Annotated in this window: 23 protein-coding genes; 5 read left to right on the top strand and 18 right to left on the bottom strand. The window is 67.6% G+C overall.

The window, feature by feature from the left end; all coding sequences use genetic code 11:
• The first annotated feature begins 49 nt into the window (after nucleotides 1-49).
• A complete protein-coding gene (locus ACETK8_RS16890) occupies nucleotides 50-511 on the top strand; it encodes a peptidase S1 (protein ID WP_374036982.1) in 462 nt (153 codons plus the stop codon).
• An 11-nt stretch (nucleotides 512-522) separates the two neighbouring features.
• Here ACETK8_RS16890 and ACETK8_RS16885 read toward each other — a convergent pair whose 3' ends face one another.
• From ACETK8_RS16885 to ACETK8_RS16870, 4 genes are all read right to left on the bottom strand, one after another.
• A complete protein-coding gene (locus ACETK8_RS16885; RefSeq protein ID WP_374036981.1) occupies nucleotides 523-780 on the bottom strand; it encodes a DUF2442 domain-containing protein in 258 nt (85 codons plus the stop codon).
• Entirely contained in the window at nucleotides 761-1,006 is a 246-nt protein-coding gene (locus ACETK8_RS16880; protein WP_374036980.1) for a DUF4160 domain-containing protein, read from the bottom strand. The genes ACETK8_RS16885 and ACETK8_RS16880 overlap by 20 nt, the downstream gene beginning before the upstream one ends.
• A 4-nt stretch (nucleotides 1,007-1,010) precedes the next feature.
• Entirely contained in the window at nucleotides 1,011-3,209 is a 2,199-nt protein-coding gene (gene purL / locus ACETK8_RS16875) for a phosphoribosylformylglycinamidine synthase subunit PurL (protein WP_374036979.1), read from the bottom strand.
• A 288-nt stretch (nucleotides 3,210-3,497) separates the two neighbouring features.
• Nucleotides 3,498-4,301: a hypothetical protein gene (locus ACETK8_RS16870; RefSeq protein ID WP_374036978.1), complete on the bottom strand. Its 804-nt coding sequence runs from the start codon at nucleotides 4,299-4,301 to the stop codon at nucleotides 3,498-3,500.
• A gap of 89 nt (nucleotides 4,302-4,390) precedes the next feature.
• Between ACETK8_RS16870 and ACETK8_RS16865 the strand changes: the two genes are divergently transcribed.
• Nucleotides 4,391-4,552: a hypothetical protein gene (locus ACETK8_RS16865; protein WP_374036977.1), complete on the top strand. Its 162-nt coding sequence runs from the start codon at nucleotides 4,391-4,393 to the stop codon at nucleotides 4,550-4,552.
• Here ACETK8_RS16865 and purQ read toward each other — a convergent pair.
• From purQ to purC, 6 genes are all read right to left on the bottom strand, one after another.
• Complete coding sequence (purQ, locus tag ACETK8_RS16860) at nucleotides 4,549-5,211, bottom strand: phosphoribosylformylglycinamidine synthase subunit PurQ (RefSeq protein ID WP_374036976.1); 663 nt, start codon at nucleotides 5,209-5,211, stop codon at nucleotides 4,549-4,551. The two genes, ACETK8_RS16865 and purQ, sit on opposite strands and share 4 nt — an antisense overlap.
• Before the next feature lie 33 nt (nucleotides 5,212-5,244).
• Complete coding sequence (locus ACETK8_RS16855) at nucleotides 5,245-5,475, bottom strand: hypothetical protein (protein ID WP_374036975.1); 231 nt, start codon at nucleotides 5,473-5,475, stop codon at nucleotides 5,245-5,247.
• A 37-nt stretch (nucleotides 5,476-5,512) separates the two neighbouring features.
• Nucleotides 5,513-6,727, bottom strand: a complete 1,215-nt coding sequence (locus tag ACETK8_RS16850; protein ID WP_374036974.1) for an MFS transporter — start codon at nucleotides 6,725-6,727, stop codon at nucleotides 5,513-5,515.
• A gap of 103 nt (nucleotides 6,728-6,830) precedes the next feature.
• Nucleotides 6,831-7,295, bottom strand: a complete 465-nt coding sequence (locus tag ACETK8_RS16845) for a YbhB/YbcL family Raf kinase inhibitor-like protein (protein ID WP_374036973.1) — start codon at nucleotides 7,293-7,295, stop codon at nucleotides 6,831-6,833.
• A 56-nt stretch (nucleotides 7,296-7,351) separates the two neighbouring features.
• Nucleotides 7,352-7,582: a phosphoribosylformylglycinamidine synthase subunit PurS gene (gene purS, locus ACETK8_RS16840; protein ID WP_374036972.1), complete on the bottom strand. Its 231-nt coding sequence runs from the start codon at nucleotides 7,580-7,582 to the stop codon at nucleotides 7,352-7,354.
• Nucleotides 7,582-8,340, bottom strand: coding sequence for a phosphoribosylaminoimidazolesuccinocarboxamide synthase (purC, locus tag ACETK8_RS16835; protein ID WP_374039425.1), 759 nt, complete (start codon nucleotides 8,338-8,340; stop codon nucleotides 7,582-7,584). The genes purS and purC overlap by 1 nt, the downstream gene beginning before the upstream one ends.
• A gap of 300 nt (nucleotides 8,341-8,640) precedes the next feature.
• Between purC and ACETK8_RS16830 the strand changes: the two genes are divergently transcribed.
• Nucleotides 8,641-8,964, top strand: a complete 324-nt coding sequence (locus ACETK8_RS16830) for a DUF1476 domain-containing protein (RefSeq protein ID WP_374036971.1) — start codon at nucleotides 8,641-8,643, stop codon at nucleotides 8,962-8,964.
• Nucleotides 8,965-9,310: 346 nt separating this feature from the next.
• Here ACETK8_RS16830 and ACETK8_RS16825 read toward each other — a convergent pair whose 3' ends face one another.
• From ACETK8_RS16825 to ACETK8_RS16795, 7 genes are all read right to left on the bottom strand, one after another.
• Entirely contained in the window at nucleotides 9,311-9,925 is a 615-nt protein-coding gene (locus ACETK8_RS16825; protein WP_374036970.1) for a fasciclin domain-containing protein, read from the bottom strand.
• Between the two features lie 89 nt (nucleotides 9,926-10,014).
• Nucleotides 10,015-10,527, bottom strand: a complete 513-nt coding sequence (locus ACETK8_RS16820; RefSeq protein ID WP_374036969.1) for a DNA-deoxyinosine glycosylase — start codon at nucleotides 10,525-10,527, stop codon at nucleotides 10,015-10,017.
• Nucleotides 10,524-10,808 (bottom strand): type II toxin-antitoxin system RelE family toxin, encoded by a 285-nt coding sequence (locus ACETK8_RS16815; protein ID WP_374039424.1) that lies wholly within the window; start codon nucleotides 10,806-10,808, stop codon nucleotides 10,524-10,526. The genes ACETK8_RS16820 and ACETK8_RS16815 overlap by 4 nt, the downstream gene beginning before the upstream one ends.
• Nucleotides 10,798-11,043 carry a type II toxin-antitoxin system Phd/YefM family antitoxin gene (locus ACETK8_RS16810; RefSeq protein WP_374036968.1) on the bottom strand — a complete coding sequence of 82 codons (246 nt, stop codon included), beginning with the start codon at nucleotides 11,041-11,043 and terminating at the stop codon, nucleotides 10,798-10,800. Before ACETK8_RS16810 ends, ACETK8_RS16815 begins: the two co-directional genes overlap by 11 nt.
• Nucleotides 11,044-11,086: 43 nt before the next feature.
• A complete protein-coding gene (purB, locus tag ACETK8_RS16805; protein ID WP_374036967.1) occupies nucleotides 11,087-12,388 on the bottom strand; it encodes an adenylosuccinate lyase in 1,302 nt (433 codons plus the stop codon).
• 33 nt (nucleotides 12,389-12,421) lie between these two features.
• A complete protein-coding gene (locus ACETK8_RS16800) occupies nucleotides 12,422-12,793 on the bottom strand; it encodes a helix-turn-helix domain-containing protein (RefSeq protein WP_374036966.1) in 372 nt (123 codons plus the stop codon).
• The gene (locus ACETK8_RS16795) at nucleotides 12,786-13,106 is read right to left on the bottom strand and encodes a type II toxin-antitoxin system HigB family toxin (protein WP_374036965.1); all 321 of its coding nucleotides are present in this window, start codon (nucleotides 13,104-13,106) and stop codon (nucleotides 12,786-12,788) included. Before ACETK8_RS16795 ends, ACETK8_RS16800 begins: the two co-directional genes overlap by 8 nt.
• A 45-nt stretch (nucleotides 13,107-13,151) precedes the next feature.
• On the opposite strand from ACETK8_RS16795, the gene ACETK8_RS16790 reads away from it, so the two are divergent.
• Both ACETK8_RS16790 and ACETK8_RS16785 read left to right on the top strand, forming a co-directional pair.
• Nucleotides 13,152-13,823 (top strand): glutathione S-transferase family protein, encoded by a 672-nt coding sequence (locus ACETK8_RS16790; RefSeq protein WP_374036964.1) that lies wholly within the window; start codon nucleotides 13,152-13,154, stop codon nucleotides 13,821-13,823.
• An 89-nt stretch (nucleotides 13,824-13,912) separates the two neighbouring features.
• Entirely contained in the window at nucleotides 13,913-14,047 is a 135-nt protein-coding gene (locus tag ACETK8_RS16785; protein WP_374036963.1) for a hypothetical protein, read from the top strand.
• Nucleotides 14,048-14,181: 134 nt separating this feature from the next.
• On the opposite strand, the gene ACETK8_RS16780 is transcribed toward ACETK8_RS16785, so the two are convergent.
• The gene (locus tag ACETK8_RS16780; RefSeq protein WP_374036962.1) at nucleotides 14,182-15,876 is read right to left on the bottom strand and encodes a lytic transglycosylase domain-containing protein; all 1,695 of its coding nucleotides are present in this window, start codon (nucleotides 15,874-15,876) and stop codon (nucleotides 14,182-14,184) included.
• Between the last annotated feature and the right edge of the window lie 102 nt (nucleotides 15,877-15,978).

The raw sequence follows: 15,978 nt of genomic DNA, 5'->3' as shown, positions 1-15,978 counted from the left end.
CGCACGGTCGGCGCTTCGCACCGTGCGATCCATCAGGGGAGCCAAGCCCATGCGCACCGTCCTTCTCGCGTCCGCTATCGCCGTCGCCGTTTCCGGCCTCGTCGCCACGGCCGCCGCCGCCCAGAACCCCAACGCCGCGCCGTCGTCGGGCTCCACCCGCGCACGGGCCGGCTTCACCCCGGACCCGATCCGCGTCAGCATCTATTCGGGCGGTCCGATCGACGCCTCGCGTCTGGGCGGTGCCTGCGTCGGCATGATCGCCAGCGCCCCGGACTACCGGTTCACCTACACCGCCGGCTCCTTCCCGCTCAGCTTCGGCGTGGTCTCCAGCGCCGACACCAGCCTGGTCATCAACGGTCCGGACGGCCGCTGGTACTGCAATGACGACGCCCAGGGCCTGAATCCCATCCTGACCTGGAGTCGCCCACGCAGCGGCTCCTACGACATCTGGATCGGCGCGGTCGGCGGCCGCAGCGCCTCCTCGACCCTGTTGATCTCCGAGTCGGACTGACCGGTCGGCCTTCAGGCGGCGGTGGCGGGACGGCGCGTCATGTCGCCCCGCCCCGCGATCAAGCCCGCGACGGAAATGTCCTCGTCGATCTCTTCCCAGTGAAGGCCCTCGCCGCCGTAGCCGATGCGGACGGCCTCTCTCTGAGCCGGTGTTGCGTCCAGCAGACGCGGGAACCACGCCAGCGGTACGCCGAGCGTGCGACCGTCGTCCAGATCGACCCACATGGTGTAGTCGTCGAACCAGACCTTCTTAGCCGCTGAAGTGCTCATTCCATCTCCGCTCGATCCGGTCGCGCTCCTTGCGGATGATCCACGTCAGCTCGGCCAGCGTCTTGCGACTATAGCCGCTTTCCGATGCGATCTGAACCTCAGGCCTCAGCCAGAACTTGGCCGTGCCGTCCCCACTCTCGACATGGATGTGAACAGGCTCGCGCGGATTGCCTTCGTTGGAATAGAAGTGAAACCGGAAGCCCTTGTGACGGAAGACTTCCGGCATCGCCTCAGCCTTCGATCCAGGCCGGCATCCAGCTTTCGTGCATCTCGCGCAGGTGGGCCATCGGGATGCTGAACAGGTCGGCGGAGGCGAAGGCGTCGCCCTTGGCGTGACCCACGACCGAGGCGTGCAGCCCCGCCTCGCGCGCCGCGGCCAGCACTTCGTCAGGGTTCGGCACGGCCACCAGATAGCGGGCCTGATCCTCGGCGAAGAGCAGGACATGGGCGTGGGCCGCGCTGGTCGCATCCAGCACCACGCCGCAGTCCGACGCCAGGGCCAGATCCGCCGCCGCGCCGACCAGACCGCCATCCGACAGGTCGTGAACGCAGGTCAGGCGACCCGCCTCGATCTCGGCCCGCACGAAGTCGCCGGTCTTGCGTTCCAGCGCCAGATCCACCGGCGGCGGCGCCCCGTCCTCGCGGCCCAGAACCTCGCGCAGATAGATGGATGCGCCCAGTTCCCCGTGCGTCTCGCCGATCAGGATCAGCGTGTCCCCGTCCGCCATGGTCGAGAAGCCGGTGACCACGTCGTAGTTCTTGAGCAGGCCCACCGCGCCCACCGTCGGGGTCGGCGGAATGGCGACGCCATTGGTCTCGTTGTAGAGCGACACGTTCCCGCTCACGACGGGGAAGTCCAGGGCACCGCACGCCTCGGCCATACCGTCGATGGCGCGCACGATCTGGCCCATGATCTCGGGCCGCTGCGGATTGCCGAAGTTCAGGTTGTCGGTGATGGCGATCGGCAGCGACCCCACGGCCGTCAGGTTGCGCCACGCCTCGGCCACCGCCTGTTTGCCGCCCTCATAGGGGTCGTTCTGGACATAGCGCGGGGTGCAGTCCGAGGTGACGGCCAGACCCTTGTCCGTCCCGTGCACCCGCACCACGCCCGCATCGGCGCCGGTGGCCGAGTCCTGAAGCGTGTCGGCCATGACGTGGCGGTCGTACTGCTCCCAGATCCAGCGCTTGGACGCCATGTCCGGGCAGGTCAGCACGTTCAGCACCGCGTCTTCCCAGACGGTCGGGGCGGGCACTTCGCCGGGGTTCAGGCGCGGATGCAGCTCCGGCTGGACCCACGGACGGTCGTACAGGGGCGCATCGTCGAACAGGGGCGCCAGCGGCACGTCGCAGACGACCTCGCCGTGGTGGTTCAGGATCAGACGGCCGGTGTCGGTCGTCTTGCCGATGACGGCGGCGTCCAGACCCCACTTCTCGAAGATGCGATAGCCGTCCGCTTCGCGGCCCGGCTTCAGCACCGCCAGCATCCGCTCCTGCGATTCCGACAGCATCATCTCATAGGCGGACATGCCGGTTTCCCGCTGGGGAACGTCGTCCATGTTCAGTTCGATGCCCACGCCGCCCTTGCCGGCCATCTCGACCGAGGACGAGGTCAGGCCTGCCGCGCCCATGTCCTGAATGGCGGCGACCGCGCCCGAGGCCATCAGCTCCAGCGTAGCCTCGATCAGCAGCTTCTCGGCGAAGGGATCGCCGACCTGAACCGTGGGACGCTTCGATTCCGACTCGTCGTCGAACTCGGTCGAGGACATGGTCGCGCCGTGGATGCCGTCCCGGCCGGTCTTGGAGCCGAAGTAGACGACCGACATCCCCGCGCCCGGCGCCGCCGAGTAGAAGATGGCGTCCGCCTTCGCCAGACCCACGCACATGGCGTTGACCAGGATGTTGCCGTTGTAGCCCTTGTGGAAGTTCGTCTCGCCCGCCACCGTCGGCACGCCGACGCAATTGCCGTAGCCGCCGATGCCCGAGACGACGCCCTTGACCAGGCGCTTGGTCTTCTCGTGACCCACGTCGCCGAACCGCAGGGCGTTCAGCAGGGCCACCGGACGCGCGCCCATGGTGAAGACGTCGCGCATGATGCCGCCCACGCCCGTCGCCGCGCCCTGATAGGGTTCGATGAAGCTGGGGTGGTTGTGGCTCTCCATCTTGAAGATGCAGGCGTCGCCGTCGTCGATGTCGATCACGCCGGCGTTCTCGCCCGGTCCGCAGATGACGCGCGGCCCCTTGGTCGGGAACTTGCCCAGGTGGATCTTGGAGGACTTGTAGGAGCAGTGCTCGGACCACATCACCGAGAAGACCCCCAGCTCCAGCTGGTTCGGCTCGCGCCCCAGCCGGTCGAGGACGACCTGATATTCAGCGGGGTTCAGGCCGTATTCGGCGGCCAGTTCGGCGATGGTCTTTTTGGGAGCGCTCATGGCCGCGCCTCATAGCGGGACTCTGCGGCGAACCCAAGCCGGGGCGTGATCCGAGCGGCCGTTCCTCGGATTCGGGAACGTCGCGGCCTGCGACGGATTGTCCAAGGGCAACCCGGAGGTCCGCCATGACCCACGCGCCCATCGATCCCGCCGCCACGCCGGAAGATCCGGACACCCCGATCATTTCCGCCGACGACGCCGGCGCCTCCAGCCTCGCTGAACGCATCGGCCGTTAGGCGGAGAACCACATCCTTCCGCTCGACCCGGTCGAGGACGACGACTGACGCTTCAGGTCCGGGGCCGCAGACCGAGGGCGATCGCCAGCGACCCGCCCAGCACCACCAGGGCCGCGGCCAGGGCCCCAAACGCCAACACCGCATTGCCCTTCTCCTGCTCGGCCGCGAACACCCCGATCAGGCCCCAGGCGATGGGAGCCGGATAGGCCAGCACCCGCGTCCGCCACGTCACCAGCAGCCCCATCCCGGCCGCCAGCACCACCGCGATGAGAGCCCAGGCCGTGGGCGGCAGGGCAGGGGGCAGGTCGCCGTTCCCCGTCGCCACCGTCAGCAGATTGACCGGCGCCGCCACCGTCAGCCACCCGGCCAGGGCCGCCAGCGGATAGACCGTCATCCACCGATCCCGGTCGCCCTTCGACAGCGCCCGGATCGCCGAGGCCTTCCGCAGCAAGGGGATCAACAGCACGCTCAGCGAGCCGAAGATCAGGACGATGGTCGCGACCTCGGCGTCCCACGCCGCCGCCAGGATCCACCAGCCGATGCCCAGCAGGGCCAGCACCGACGGCCACCCGAACGCCCTCAGCATCTCGCTCTCATGCGTCTTGGGCAGCAGCTGCCGCACCGCATAGACGATCAGCCCCAGATAGATCGGCCCCCAGATGGCGAAGGCCCAGCCGACGACCTTCAGCGTCGCATCGCTGTCCGCCGCGAACTCGGCCGGCGTCTGGCCCAGGTTCGCCAGCTGCTGCAACTGGCCGATGACCACGGCGAACAGGGCGCAGGCGAAGACGGCCAGCCGCCGCGTCTGCTGCGGCTGATCGGCGGGAACGAGGGTCGGGTGTGTGGTGCTGCTCATGCCCGACACTACGCGCACGGACGGCCAAGGTTCAGCCGGAACCGCACGGCCCGGCGTTCGCTTCATCTGCAACTGAACAGGAGCCCATCATGGCCGATCCCAAGACCCCCGACGACCTGAACACCGAAGAGGTCGAAACCAACCTGGCCATCGAACAGGGACTGGGCGTCGGCGCCCGCGAACTGGCCTCGATCGGCGAATCCGGCGCCGAGGGCACCCTCGAGCGCGACGAGGATGAAGACGAGGCTTAAGCCGCCGCGTAGATCGACCGGAACAGGGTCGCGCCGTCGGCCGAGCCCAGTTCGGCCTCGAAGGCGCGGTCCGGGTGGGGCATCATGCCCAGCACGTTTCCGCGCGCATTCTGGATGCCGGCGATGTTGGCGACCGAGCCGTTCGGGTTGTCGACATAGCGGAAGACTACCTGACCCTCGCCCTCGATCCGGGCCAGGGTTTCTGTGTCGGCGAAATAGTTTCCGTCGCCGTTGCCCTGGGTCATGACCACCTCGCGCTGGCCCTGATAGCCGGCGGTGAAACGGGTCTGGCCGTTGGTGACCTCCAGCGAGATCGGCTTGCAGACGTATTTCAGGCCCGCGTTCCGCAGCAGGGCGCCCGGCAGCATCCCGGCCTCGCACAGGATTTGGAAGCCGTTGCAGATACCGACCACGGCCACGCCGTCGTCGGCCGCCTTCTTAACGGCCTGCATGATCGGCGACTGGGCCGCCATGGCCCCGCAGCGCAGGTAGTCGCCGTAGGAAAATCCGCCCGGCAGGACGATCAGGTCGAGGCCCGAAGGCAGCTCGGTCTCCTGGTGCCAGACCATCTCGACCCGTTCGTTGGTCGACCGCTCGATGGCGACCTTGCAGTCCCGATCACAGTTGGAACCGGGGAAGACGATGACGGCTGCGCTCATGGCGCGGGCCTGTAGCAGGGTTCGGACGGAATGTCAGTGGGCGGGGTCGAGAAGGCCCAGGCGCGTTTCGATCCGGTTCAACTGATCGTCGTGACGACCGAGTTTCACGTAGATGTTCCCGACCTCCTGAGACGTCGCCAACTGATGCTGGCGGATAGCCTGCAGCTCGCCTTTCACCTCTCCCATGGTCATGTCCATGCGGTCGAGGCGAGCCTGAATCGACTTCAGGACTTCGTAGATGAGGTCGTTGGTCGCTTCAGCCATGGCGTGACCTTAGCATGATCCGAACAAAAGGGAAACGTCAGGGTTGAGCGCGCCGCCCATCCAGCGCCGCCCAGACCCAGACGGCCAGTCCGCCCAGCGTCAGGGCCACCCCGACCCAGGCCGTCGCGCCCCAACCGAACCCGGCTGTCAACGCCGCCCCGGCCAGCAACGGCCCCAGCGCATTGGCGGTGTTGAAGGCCGAGTGGTTCAGCGCCGCCGCCAGGGTCTGGGCCTCGCCGGCCACGTCCATCAGCCGCGTCTGCAGGATCGACCCCAGGCCGCCGCCCGCGCCGATGCACAGGACCACGACCATCATCGAGATCAGGTTCTGGGACGCCAGCGGATAGAGGGCCAGGGCGACGGCGCTCCAGATCAGAACCCCCGCCGCCGCCTTGAACCCGAACCGGTCTCCGGCCCAGGCGCCCAGGATGTTGCCGCTGAACATCCCCACGCCGAAGACGGCGAAGACCCAGGGCAGGATGTGCGGCCCGACCCCGGTCACCTCGCGCAGGGTCGAGGCCAGATAGGCATAGACCGCGAACATCCCGCCGAAGCCGATGGCGCTGACGCCCAGCGTCAACCAGACCTGCCGATTCTTCAGGGCCGACAGTTCCCGCAAGGGGCTGGCGTCGGGGTGGGCCGGATCGCGCGGGGCGAACAGGGCGACCAGGGTCATGGTCAGGACCGCCAGGACCCCGACGATGCCGAAGGTCCAGCGCCAGCCCCAGGTCTGGCTGATGATGTTGACGACCGGCACGCCCAGCACCGTCGCCACGGTCAGCCCCATCAGCACGGTCGAGACCGCGCGCGTCCGGAACTCCAGCGGCACGACCGAGGCGGCGACCAGGGCGGCTACGCCGAAATATGCCCCGTGCGGCAGGCCGCCCAGAAAGCGGAAGACCAGCATGGTCCCGAAATTCAGCGACAACGCACTGAGGGTGTTGGCGATGGCGAACATCCCCATCAGCCCGACCAGCAGAAGCCAGCGCGGCAACCGCGCCCCGAACGCCGCCAGGATCGGCGCCCCGACCACGACCCCGGCCGCATAGGCGCTGATCGCATGGCCCGCCGTCGGCTCGTCCACGCCCAGACCGGTCGCGAAGTCCGGCAGGATGCTCATGGCCGCGAACTCGGTGATGCCGATGGAGAAGCCGCCCATGGCCAGGGCGATCAGCACCAGGGCGACGGCGCTCCCGCTACGGGGCGGCGCCGCCGCGAGGGTGTCAGCGGACGAGCAATCGACAGGCGTCATGCAATTCATCGAGGGGAACGGTTGTTGCGCCGCAACATAGGTCCGTACGCCCCCGCTTCAACCGAGGCTCAGCTTATCGTCGATCACTTACCATTGCGACGGCTCAGCCCTTGTTCTCGTAGATCGCCGTGATCGAGGCCTTGGCCAGGGTGTGGAAATGCAGGTTGAAGCCGAATACGGCGCCGGAGTTGTCGGGCGTGACGTCCAGCTTTTCCACGCCCACGGCGAAGACCGTGAAGATATAGCGGTGCGGCCCGTGTCCCGGAGGCGGGGCGGCCCCGCCGAAGCCGGGCGCGCCATAGTCGGTCCGCCCCTCGACCGCGCCGGACGGCACGGGGCCGCCGGTCGGGATCTCGCTGACCTCCGCCGGGATGTTCGCCACCGTCCAGTGCCAGAAGCCCGACCCCGTCGGCGCATCCGGATCATAACAGGTGATCGCGAACGACTTCGTCCCCTCCGGCGCGCCCGACCAGGCCAGCTGCGGCGAGGTGTTCCCCAGCGCCTTCACATGGGCGTCCGGCAGGACGTCGCCGTCCTTGAAGTCGGTCGAGGTGAGGGTGAAGGCCATCGGTCGCTCCTGTTGCGGTTCGGCGTCTGAACGACCGCCCGCCGGAGCGGTTGCCGTCAGGCGACCTCGATGCGGTAGCTCTCGATGACCGTATTGGCCAGCAGGGTCTCGCACATCTTCTTCGCTTCACCCGCCGGATCGGCGCCGTCGAAATCGAACTCGATCAGCTTGCCGACGCGAGCGTTCTCGACGTTCCAGCCCAGACCCTTGAGGGCGCCTTCGACGGCCTTGCCCTGAACGTCCAGCACGCCGTTCTTGAGGAAGACGTGAACCTTGACCTTGGCCATCAGTGCAGTCCCCCTTGGATCACGGTCGGCATGTCCTTCATGATGCCGAGGCGGCGGGCCACCTCGGTGTAGCTTTCGATCACGTCGCCCAGGTCGCGACGGAAGCGGTCCTTGTCGAGCTTCTCGCCGGTGTTCGAGTCCCACAGGCGGCACGAATCCGGGCTGATCTCGTCGGCCAGGATGACGCGGGCGAAGTCGTTCTCCCACACCCGGCCGAACTCGATCTTGAAGTCCACCAGGGTGATGCCGACCGCGCCGAACATGCCCGACAGATAGTCGTTCACGCGCAGCGTCATGGCCAGGATGTCGTCGATCTCCTGGGTCGAGGCCCAGTTGAAGGCCGTGATGTGCTCCTCGGTGACCATCGGGTCGTTGAGCTCGTCCTTCTTGTAGTAGAACTCGATGATCGAGCGGGGCAGGGGCGTGCCCTCTTCCTGGCCCAGACGCGTGGCCAGCGAGCCGGCCACGATGTTGCGGCACACGACTTCCAGCGGGATGATCTCGACTTCGCGGATCAGCTGCTCGCGCAGGTTCAGCCGCTTGATGAAGTGGTTGGTGACGCCGATGCCGTTCAGGCGGCTCATCACGAACTCGCTGATACGGTTGTTGATGACGCCCTTGCCTTCCAGCGTGGCCTTCTTCTGGGCGTTGAACGCCGTGGCGTCGTCCTTGAAGTACTGGATCAGGGTGCCGGGCTCGGGGCCCTCGTACAGGATCTTGGCCTTGCCTTCGTAGATCTTCTTGCGCTTCGGATTCATCGTCATGGTCACGGCCGGGGATGCGCCATGGCCCGAAAACGAAAATCGCGCGGCCAGAGTGTCGTCTGGGCGGCGCGATCCGGTCTCGAGCTGAGCGGGAAATAGGTCGGCCGCTTCATAGCGGAATGCGCCCTGCGACACAAACGACGGCGACGGGCGGATGAAAGCCACACATGGGGATCGTCCGTGAGCGGGGCGGTTAACGGACGCGGATATCCGTTGCGTTCGTTGACGCCGGGTCATAGACCACCCCGGCGAGGCCGCCCTCCTCATGGCCCGTGACGTATGGACTGACGACTGATGACGACCTTCGATGATCGGGAAAAGGGCTTTGAGTCCAAGTTCGCGCTCGATCAGGAGCAAGAGTTCAAGGCCATGGCCCGGCGCAACAAGCTCTTGGGACTGTGGGCCGCCGAGAAGATGGAGCTCAGCCCCGATTCGGCCGAGGAGTACGCCAAGGCCGTCGTCCGCGCCGATTTCGAACAGCCGGGCGAGGAAGACGTCTTCCGCAAGGTCGCCGGCGACTTCAAGGCCTCGGGCCTGACCGTCTCCGAGGGCGAGATCCGCTCCAAGATGGACGAACTGGGCTCCGTCGCCCGCGACCAGATTCGCGCCGGGGAGTAACCCCTATGACGCGTCTCCTCCCTGTCGCGCAGCGATGGGGAGGTGGCGGCGAGCTCTTCGCGAGCTGACGGAGGGGGCGACTCGCTATCGATGAGCGAGCACCCGCCAACCCTCACTCCTCACATCATCTCGCCCCCTCCGTCACGGCGCTGAAGACGCGCCGCGCCACCTCCCCATTCGCCAAGCGGCGAACGGGGAGGAGACGATTTCGGACAAGGAAAAAGGGCCGCAGCGGGGGATCTGCGGCCCTTCCTTCATCGGGGGCTGGGGGGATAGCCTCACCCGACATCTTTGCGTCTTGCGCACTGTGAAAATGCGGCAGTCCGCAAAAGGTTCACCGAAAAAATCAGCTCGGCATCACCACGGTGTCGATGACGTGTACGACCCCGTTCGACTGCAGAACATCGGACTGGGTGACGCGCGACATTCCGCCCTTGGCGTCGGTCAGGGTGACCGACCCGTCCGGGTTGACCGTGGCCGTCAGCGTCCCGCCCTGCACGGTGGTCAGCTCCACCTTGCCGCCGTTCGCCTGGGCCTGGGTGGCCAGATCGGCGGCGGTCATGCGCCCCGGCACGACGTGATAGGTCAGAAGCTTCGTCAGGTCCGCCTTGCCCGCCGGCGCCATCAGGGCCTCGCGCGTCGCGGCCGGCACCTTCTCGAAGGCGCCGTTGTCCGGGGCGAAGACCGTGAACGGCCCCGGTCCCGACAGGGTCTCGGCCAGGCCGGCGGCCTGCACCGCGCTGACCAGGGTGGTCAGGTTCGAGGCCTTGGCGGCGTTGGCGACGATGGTCTCGTTCGGGCTCATCGGCGCGCCGCCGACGACAGGGTCCATCGTCGCGGGGGCCGTCGCCGGAGCCGGCGTCGCCTCGGCGGGCGCCTTTTCGGTCTCGGCGTTGTTGCACGCGGCCAGGCCCACGAGGGCGGCCGAGGCGACGGTCAGAATGAGGATGCGGGTGGTCATGGCGTCTTCTCCTGAGGGGTCGCCTGTGATCGGCGACATCTGATCAAGAGACGGGCGGGGGCGCGAAAGGATGCGTCCCGAACCCCATTTTACCGCTCGACGCTCTCGCGCAGCACCGGCTTCAGGGTCGCCCAGGCCGCCGCCTTCTCGGCCAGAGGTCGAGTGTGGGCCGGGCTGGAGGAGGGCAGGTCGACCAGGGTCAGCCCCTCCAGCCCGGCCAGCGCCCTGCGTCCATTTCGCGCGGCCGTCGCGCCGTTGAAGGCGACGGCCCTCAGCTCGGGCAGGCCCGCGATCAGGCCCCTCAGATCGGCGGCCTCCGGCGACCGGATGGCGGCGTCCAGACTGCCCGGCCGCTCCGCCGAGGCGATCACGTCCCACAGCCCCACGCCCGCCGCCTTCAACGCCTCCAGCCGATCCTCATAGGTCAGGGCGACCAGGTCGCGCTCGACGACCCCGCCGATCAGCCGCCAGAATCCGTTCTTTGGATGGGCGTAATACTGCGCCGCCTTCAGCGAGGCGTCGCCAGGCAGACTACCCAGTACCAAGAGCCGGGTCCGTTCGTCCACGACGGGGGCGAAGGCCCTCTTGATCGTCGATGTCATCGGCGTTTCTCGGCAAGTTCGTAGACTTCGCCGCCATCACGCTTGCCGACGGCGACCACGGTAACCGTCACGATTTCGTCCTCGACCCGATAGACGAGCCGATAGCCGGCGCTTCGCAGCTTGATCTTGTAGTGGTCGCGCAGGCCATGCAGCGCGTCCTTAGGCGCCCGCGGAACGACCAGCCGCTCGGCCAGCTTCTTCTTGAACTGCTCCCGGATGGGGGCTCCCAGCTTCTTCCACTCCCTCAGTGCGGAGGGCAGGAATTGGAGCTCAAAGCTCATCGAGCGAAACACGAACCGGCTGTTCGTCAGCGCGCGCGCGAATCGTCTCGACCAGGGCCAGATCGTCCAGCCGATCCAGCATGGCCTCATAGGTCGCCGCCGGGACCATATAGGCCATGACCCGGTTGTGGTTCAGCACCGCAACGGTTTCACCGCTGGCGCCCTCAAGAACGGCGCTCGGGCTCTTTTTCAGGTCGGAGACGCTGACAGCGATCTGGGCGGCGAGACGCTGCATCCAAATATGGTACGATTTTTCGCACCATATTTCAACTCAACTCTCAGGCCGCGCCGAACACCCGCCGGAACACCGTGTCCACATGCTTGGTGTGATAGCCGAGGTCGAACAGGGCCTCGAGCTCGGCGTCCGGCACGATGACCTCGGGGTCTTCCTTGAGGAAGTCGAGGAAGTTGCCTTCGCCGCGCCACACCTTCATCGCATTGCGCTGCACGGCCGCATACGAATCCTCGCGCGACTGACCCAGCTGCGTCAGGGCCAGCAGCACCCGCTGCGAATGGACCAGGCCGCCCAGACGATCCAGGTTCTTCTGCATGTTCTCCGGATAGACCAGCAGCCGCTCCATCACCCCGGCCAGACGGTTCAGGGCGAAGTCCAGGTGGATGGTCGCATCCGGCCCGATGCCGCGCTCGACCGAGGAGTGGCTGATGTCCCGCTCGTGCCACAGGGCGACGTTCTCCATCGCCGGGACGACCGACGACCGGACCAGACGGGCCAGACCGGTCAGGTTCTCGGTCAGGATGGGGTTGCGCTTGTGCGGCATGGCCGACGAACCCTTCTGCCCCTTGTCGAAGAACTCCTCGGCCTCCAGCACCTCGGTGCGCTGCAGGTGGCGGATCTCCACCGCCAGACGCTCGATCGACGAGGCGACGACGCCCAGAGCCGCGAAGAAGGCCGCATGGCGGTCGCGCGGGATCACCTGGGTCGAGACGGGCTCGACCTGCAAACCCATCTTCTGGGCGACATACTCTTCCACCGCCGGATCGACGTTGGCGAAGGTCCCGACGGCGCCCGAGATGGCGCAGGTCGCGATCTCTTCCTTGGCCGTGACCAGACGACGCCGCGCCCGCTGGAACTCGGCGTGATAGCCGGCCAGCTTCAGACCGAAGGTCACAGGCTCGGCGTGGATGCCGTGCGAACGGCCCACGGTCGGCGTGAATTTGTGCTCTTTCGCTCGCGCCTCCAGCGCCGCCAGCACCCGGTCGACGCCCGCGATCAACAGGTCCGACGACCGCGCCAGCTGGACCGCGAAACAGGTGTCCAGCACGTCCGACGACGTCATCCCCTGGTGCAGGAACCGGGCTTCCTCGCCCACCGTCTCGGAGACGTGGGTCAGGAAGGCGATCACGTCATGCTTGGTCGTCCGCTCGATCTCGTCGATGCGGTCCGAGTCCCAGGCGGCATCCTTGCCCTTGGCCCAAATCGCCTCGGCGGCCTCGGTCGGGATGACGCCCAGCTCGGCCATCTTGGTGGCGGCATGGGCCTCGATCTCGAACCAGATCTTGTACTTGGTCTCGCTGGACCAGATGGCGACGGCTTCGGGGCGGGAATAGCGCGTGATCATGGGCGGGGGGTGTCGTCGCCGAACCCCCAGGAGTCAAGCCGCGCGGCGCGTTTGACGGATCAGAACCTCCGCCGGGATGCCCAACTGCTCGTGCAGGCGGCGGATCATTTCGATCGACAGGCCCCGCTTGCCGTTCAGCACCTCGGCGATCCGGGTGCGGGTGCCGATGACCCCTTCCAGATCCTTCCGCGTCAGCCCCTGCTGCTCCATGCGGAACAGGATGGCGTCGATGGGGTCGGGCGGATCCATCGGAATGTTGGCGGCCTCCCAGGCGTCGATCAGGGTCACCAGCACGTCCAGACGATCCCCCTCCGGCGTGTCCGACACCGCCCCCCACAGGGCCGCGACCTCTTCCATGGCCGCCTCGTGGTCGGCCTCGGTTCGGATGGGTTTCAACTCAGCCATGGTCGATGTCCTTCGCGTCGATGCGGTCATAGTCGCGGTGCGTCCCGATCCATTTGATCCAGACGATCCCCTTCTCGAAGTCCACGGCCACGATCAGCCGGTAGTCGTTGCCCTTGATGTTGAAGACGATCCGGTCGGCGCTCACGATGCTGGCGGTCGCGTACAGGCGCTTCACGTCCGCCGTGGTCTTCCAGTCCGCCCGGCTCACTTCCGCAAACCAGGCGTCCAGCGCGGACTTCAATCCCGAATGATCCTTGTGTCCCTCGCGAGACTCGGCGAACTCGCGCAAGGTGCGTCGGGATATGATCCGCATATCCAGACCCTATCATGCGCCCAAAATGGGCGCAACGGAGCGACCATGGAACTCGTCGTCGGCAACATGACCTTCTCGACCTGGTCGCTGCGCCCCTGGCTGGTGCTTAAGCGGTGCGGGGCGGAGTTCACCGTGCGCGAGGTGCCGCTCTACGGCCCGGAATCGCCCGCCGCCCTGGCCGAGGCCTCGCCGACGGGCAAGGTGCCGGTGCTCAACGTCGACGGGGTGACCATCTGGGACTCCATGGCCATCTGCGTCTTCGCGGCCGAGCGGTTCCCCGACGCCAAATTCTGGCCCGCCGACGCCCATGCCCGCTGGCTGGCCCGGTCGGTGGCCTGCGAGATGCACTCCGGTTTCGGGGCGCTGCGTAACGAGTGCGGCATGGGGCCCGACGCCGCCGGAATCATCCACACCATGGTCGGTCCCGACCGCGCCCCCACCCCGACCTCGGAGAGCGTCGCCGCCGACGTCCGCCGCTTCGTCGCCATCGTCACCGAGATGCGCGCTCGCTTCGGTGCGGGCGGCCCTTATCTGTTCGGCGAATGGTCCATGCCGGACGCCTTCTTCACGCCGCTAGCTACCCGCTTCCGCCACTATCAGATCGATCTGGCCGCCCACGGCGACTCCGATGGCGTGGCGGCAAAATATGTGGCGGAACTGCTACAGCAGCCGGACTTCCTCGAATGGGCGGAACAGGCTGTCACCGTTCGGCCTTAGGTCCGGGTCACCACCGATTAATCAGACCTGCGAACCGGCCTTTAAGGGAACGGCGTTACGGTCCTGATCGAACCGAGACCAAAACCGCCATGTCCGCCCAGACGACGACCGCCCCTGTCATCACCCCGCCGACGGCCCAACGCCGCCCGACGCTGATGACCTATGGCGTCTTCATCCTCGTCGGCTGCTGCCTCTGCGCCTCCCTGGTCGGCAGCATCCTCTAGGGTGTCAGGTCGGCGGTACGCCGCCGCCGCAGAAAGTCTGATCCAGACTGGTTCGTTGCGGGCGTATCTTCGCGTGTCGCTTTAGGAATTGGACTCTTTGGACTCGGGGCCTCCAGAGTCCAATCCGCTCCGGCTTAGCGCGTCCCGACCGGGCTCATGGAGGCCACCTGAACCGCCTCGCCCATGGGCTGGAACGGGGTCGGCGGCGGGGCGACATAGTCCAGGCCTATGGGGATCAGGGTCTGGCCGGCCACCACGGCGTCCAGCGTATGCAGCGGCCCGCCCGTCATCCGCTGATAGATCCAGTAGGCCGCCACGACCTTCTCGACGTACTCCCGCGCCTGCGGCACGTCGATGGTCTCGATCAGCAGCAGGGGATCGGCGTCCGGCCCCAGACGACGCAGGGCGCCCAGCATCGGGCCCGGCCCGGCGTTATAGCTGGCCACGGCGCGCAGAAGGTCGCCCTGGAACTCCGGCCGCGCCAGCATCCGGTTCACATAGGTCTGGCCCAGGCGGACATTGGTCGCGGGCGTGAACAGCCGTTGCGGGCTGGAGACGAAGCCCCGGTCGCCCGTCATCTCGGCCGCCGTCGAGGGCATCACCTGCATCAGGCCGTAGGCCCCGACCGGCGACCGGGCCGAGGCGTTGAAGCCGCTTTCCTTCCTCGCGATCGCGTAGACCAGCGATCGTTCCAGAGTCCAGCCGCCCTCGGGCACGATGTCCGGCATCGGGTAGCTGGAGACGTCGATCCGGGTCGCATCGTTGCTGTTGCCGCCCAGACGCGGACCCAGCACGCGCGCCAGCCCGGTCCACAGACGGCGCGTCCGGTCCGTCGCGGTGCGGATGCCGTTCCTCAGCTCGTCGCGGGCGTCGCCCGAGCGGCCGATCTCGTAGAAGGCGACGGTGCGCCGGGCGCGGGCGTCGCTGTTCAGGAAGTCGTCCATCTCGCGCTGGTTGACGCCGATGGGGCCGTCGCTGGTCGAGGTGCGGGCCACCGCCTCATAGGGGACGGGGCCGTCGCCGTTCAGCATGACCGGCTCTTCGCCCAGCTGACGCAGGGCGATCTGGCCGTAGAAGGTGGCGGGCCAGCGGGCGGACAGGCGCAGGAACTCCTGAATCCGGTCCTGGCGGCCGATCTGGCCGGCGGCGCGCGCGGCCCAGAAGGCGGCGCCCGAACGGGTCCAGCCGTCCTCGGTCGGATCCACGGCGACGCGCTCGAAGGCGGTGTAGGACCGGGGATAGTCGCCGGTGCGCCAGGCCGCCAGGCCCACGACCCACCAGTCGCCGATCTCCTCGCCCTGGGCGATGGCGCCTTGCAGGTCGTCGCGGTTCAGGGCGACGCGGGCCGCCTTGGCCGGGTCGGCCTCGGAGTTGCCGCCGGCGGCCGCCACCTGGTCCCAGGCGCGGCTGAAGAAGGTTCCGGTCGGGTGGCGCGGCTCTTCGGCTCCGTCGGGACGACGCCGCATGGCCAGGCCATAGACCCGCTGCGCGCTCGGCAGATCGGCATAGTCCTGAAGCCAGGCCGCCAGCTCGTCGTAGCTGGCGGTGTAGTCGGGGTGGAACAGCCGCTCGAACTCGACCTGTCCCAGAAGGACGCGGTCGCCCGCCTGACGGGCCGCGGCGCGGGCCGCGTCCAGATCGCCCCGGCGCAGGGCGTCGAAGGCGCTGGTGTAGCTCAGCCGGTCGGCGTTGGAGAGGGCGTTGGTGCTGATCCGGATGCCCTGTTCGCCCTCGGCCTCGGGCGCGCCTGCGCCCGCCTCGGCGGCGGCGACGGACAGATAGGGTTCCGGGGCGGCCAGGGCCGGGCTCGCACCAGTGGCGAGCAGCAAAACAAGCGTCGACGCTCCGAGAGCGTGGCGGCGGAAACTGAACAAGGCGGCGGCCCCCTCGTGCTTCGCGTCCCGGAGAGGGGAGGCGCGTGCTCTGCGATC

The organism is Brevundimonas staleyi, assembly GCF_041893865.1.
Classification (GTDB): domain Bacteria; phylum Pseudomonadota; class Alphaproteobacteria; order Caulobacterales; family Caulobacteraceae; genus Brevundimonas; species Brevundimonas staleyi.
This window is presented reverse-complemented; position numbering and strand designations above follow the sequence as displayed.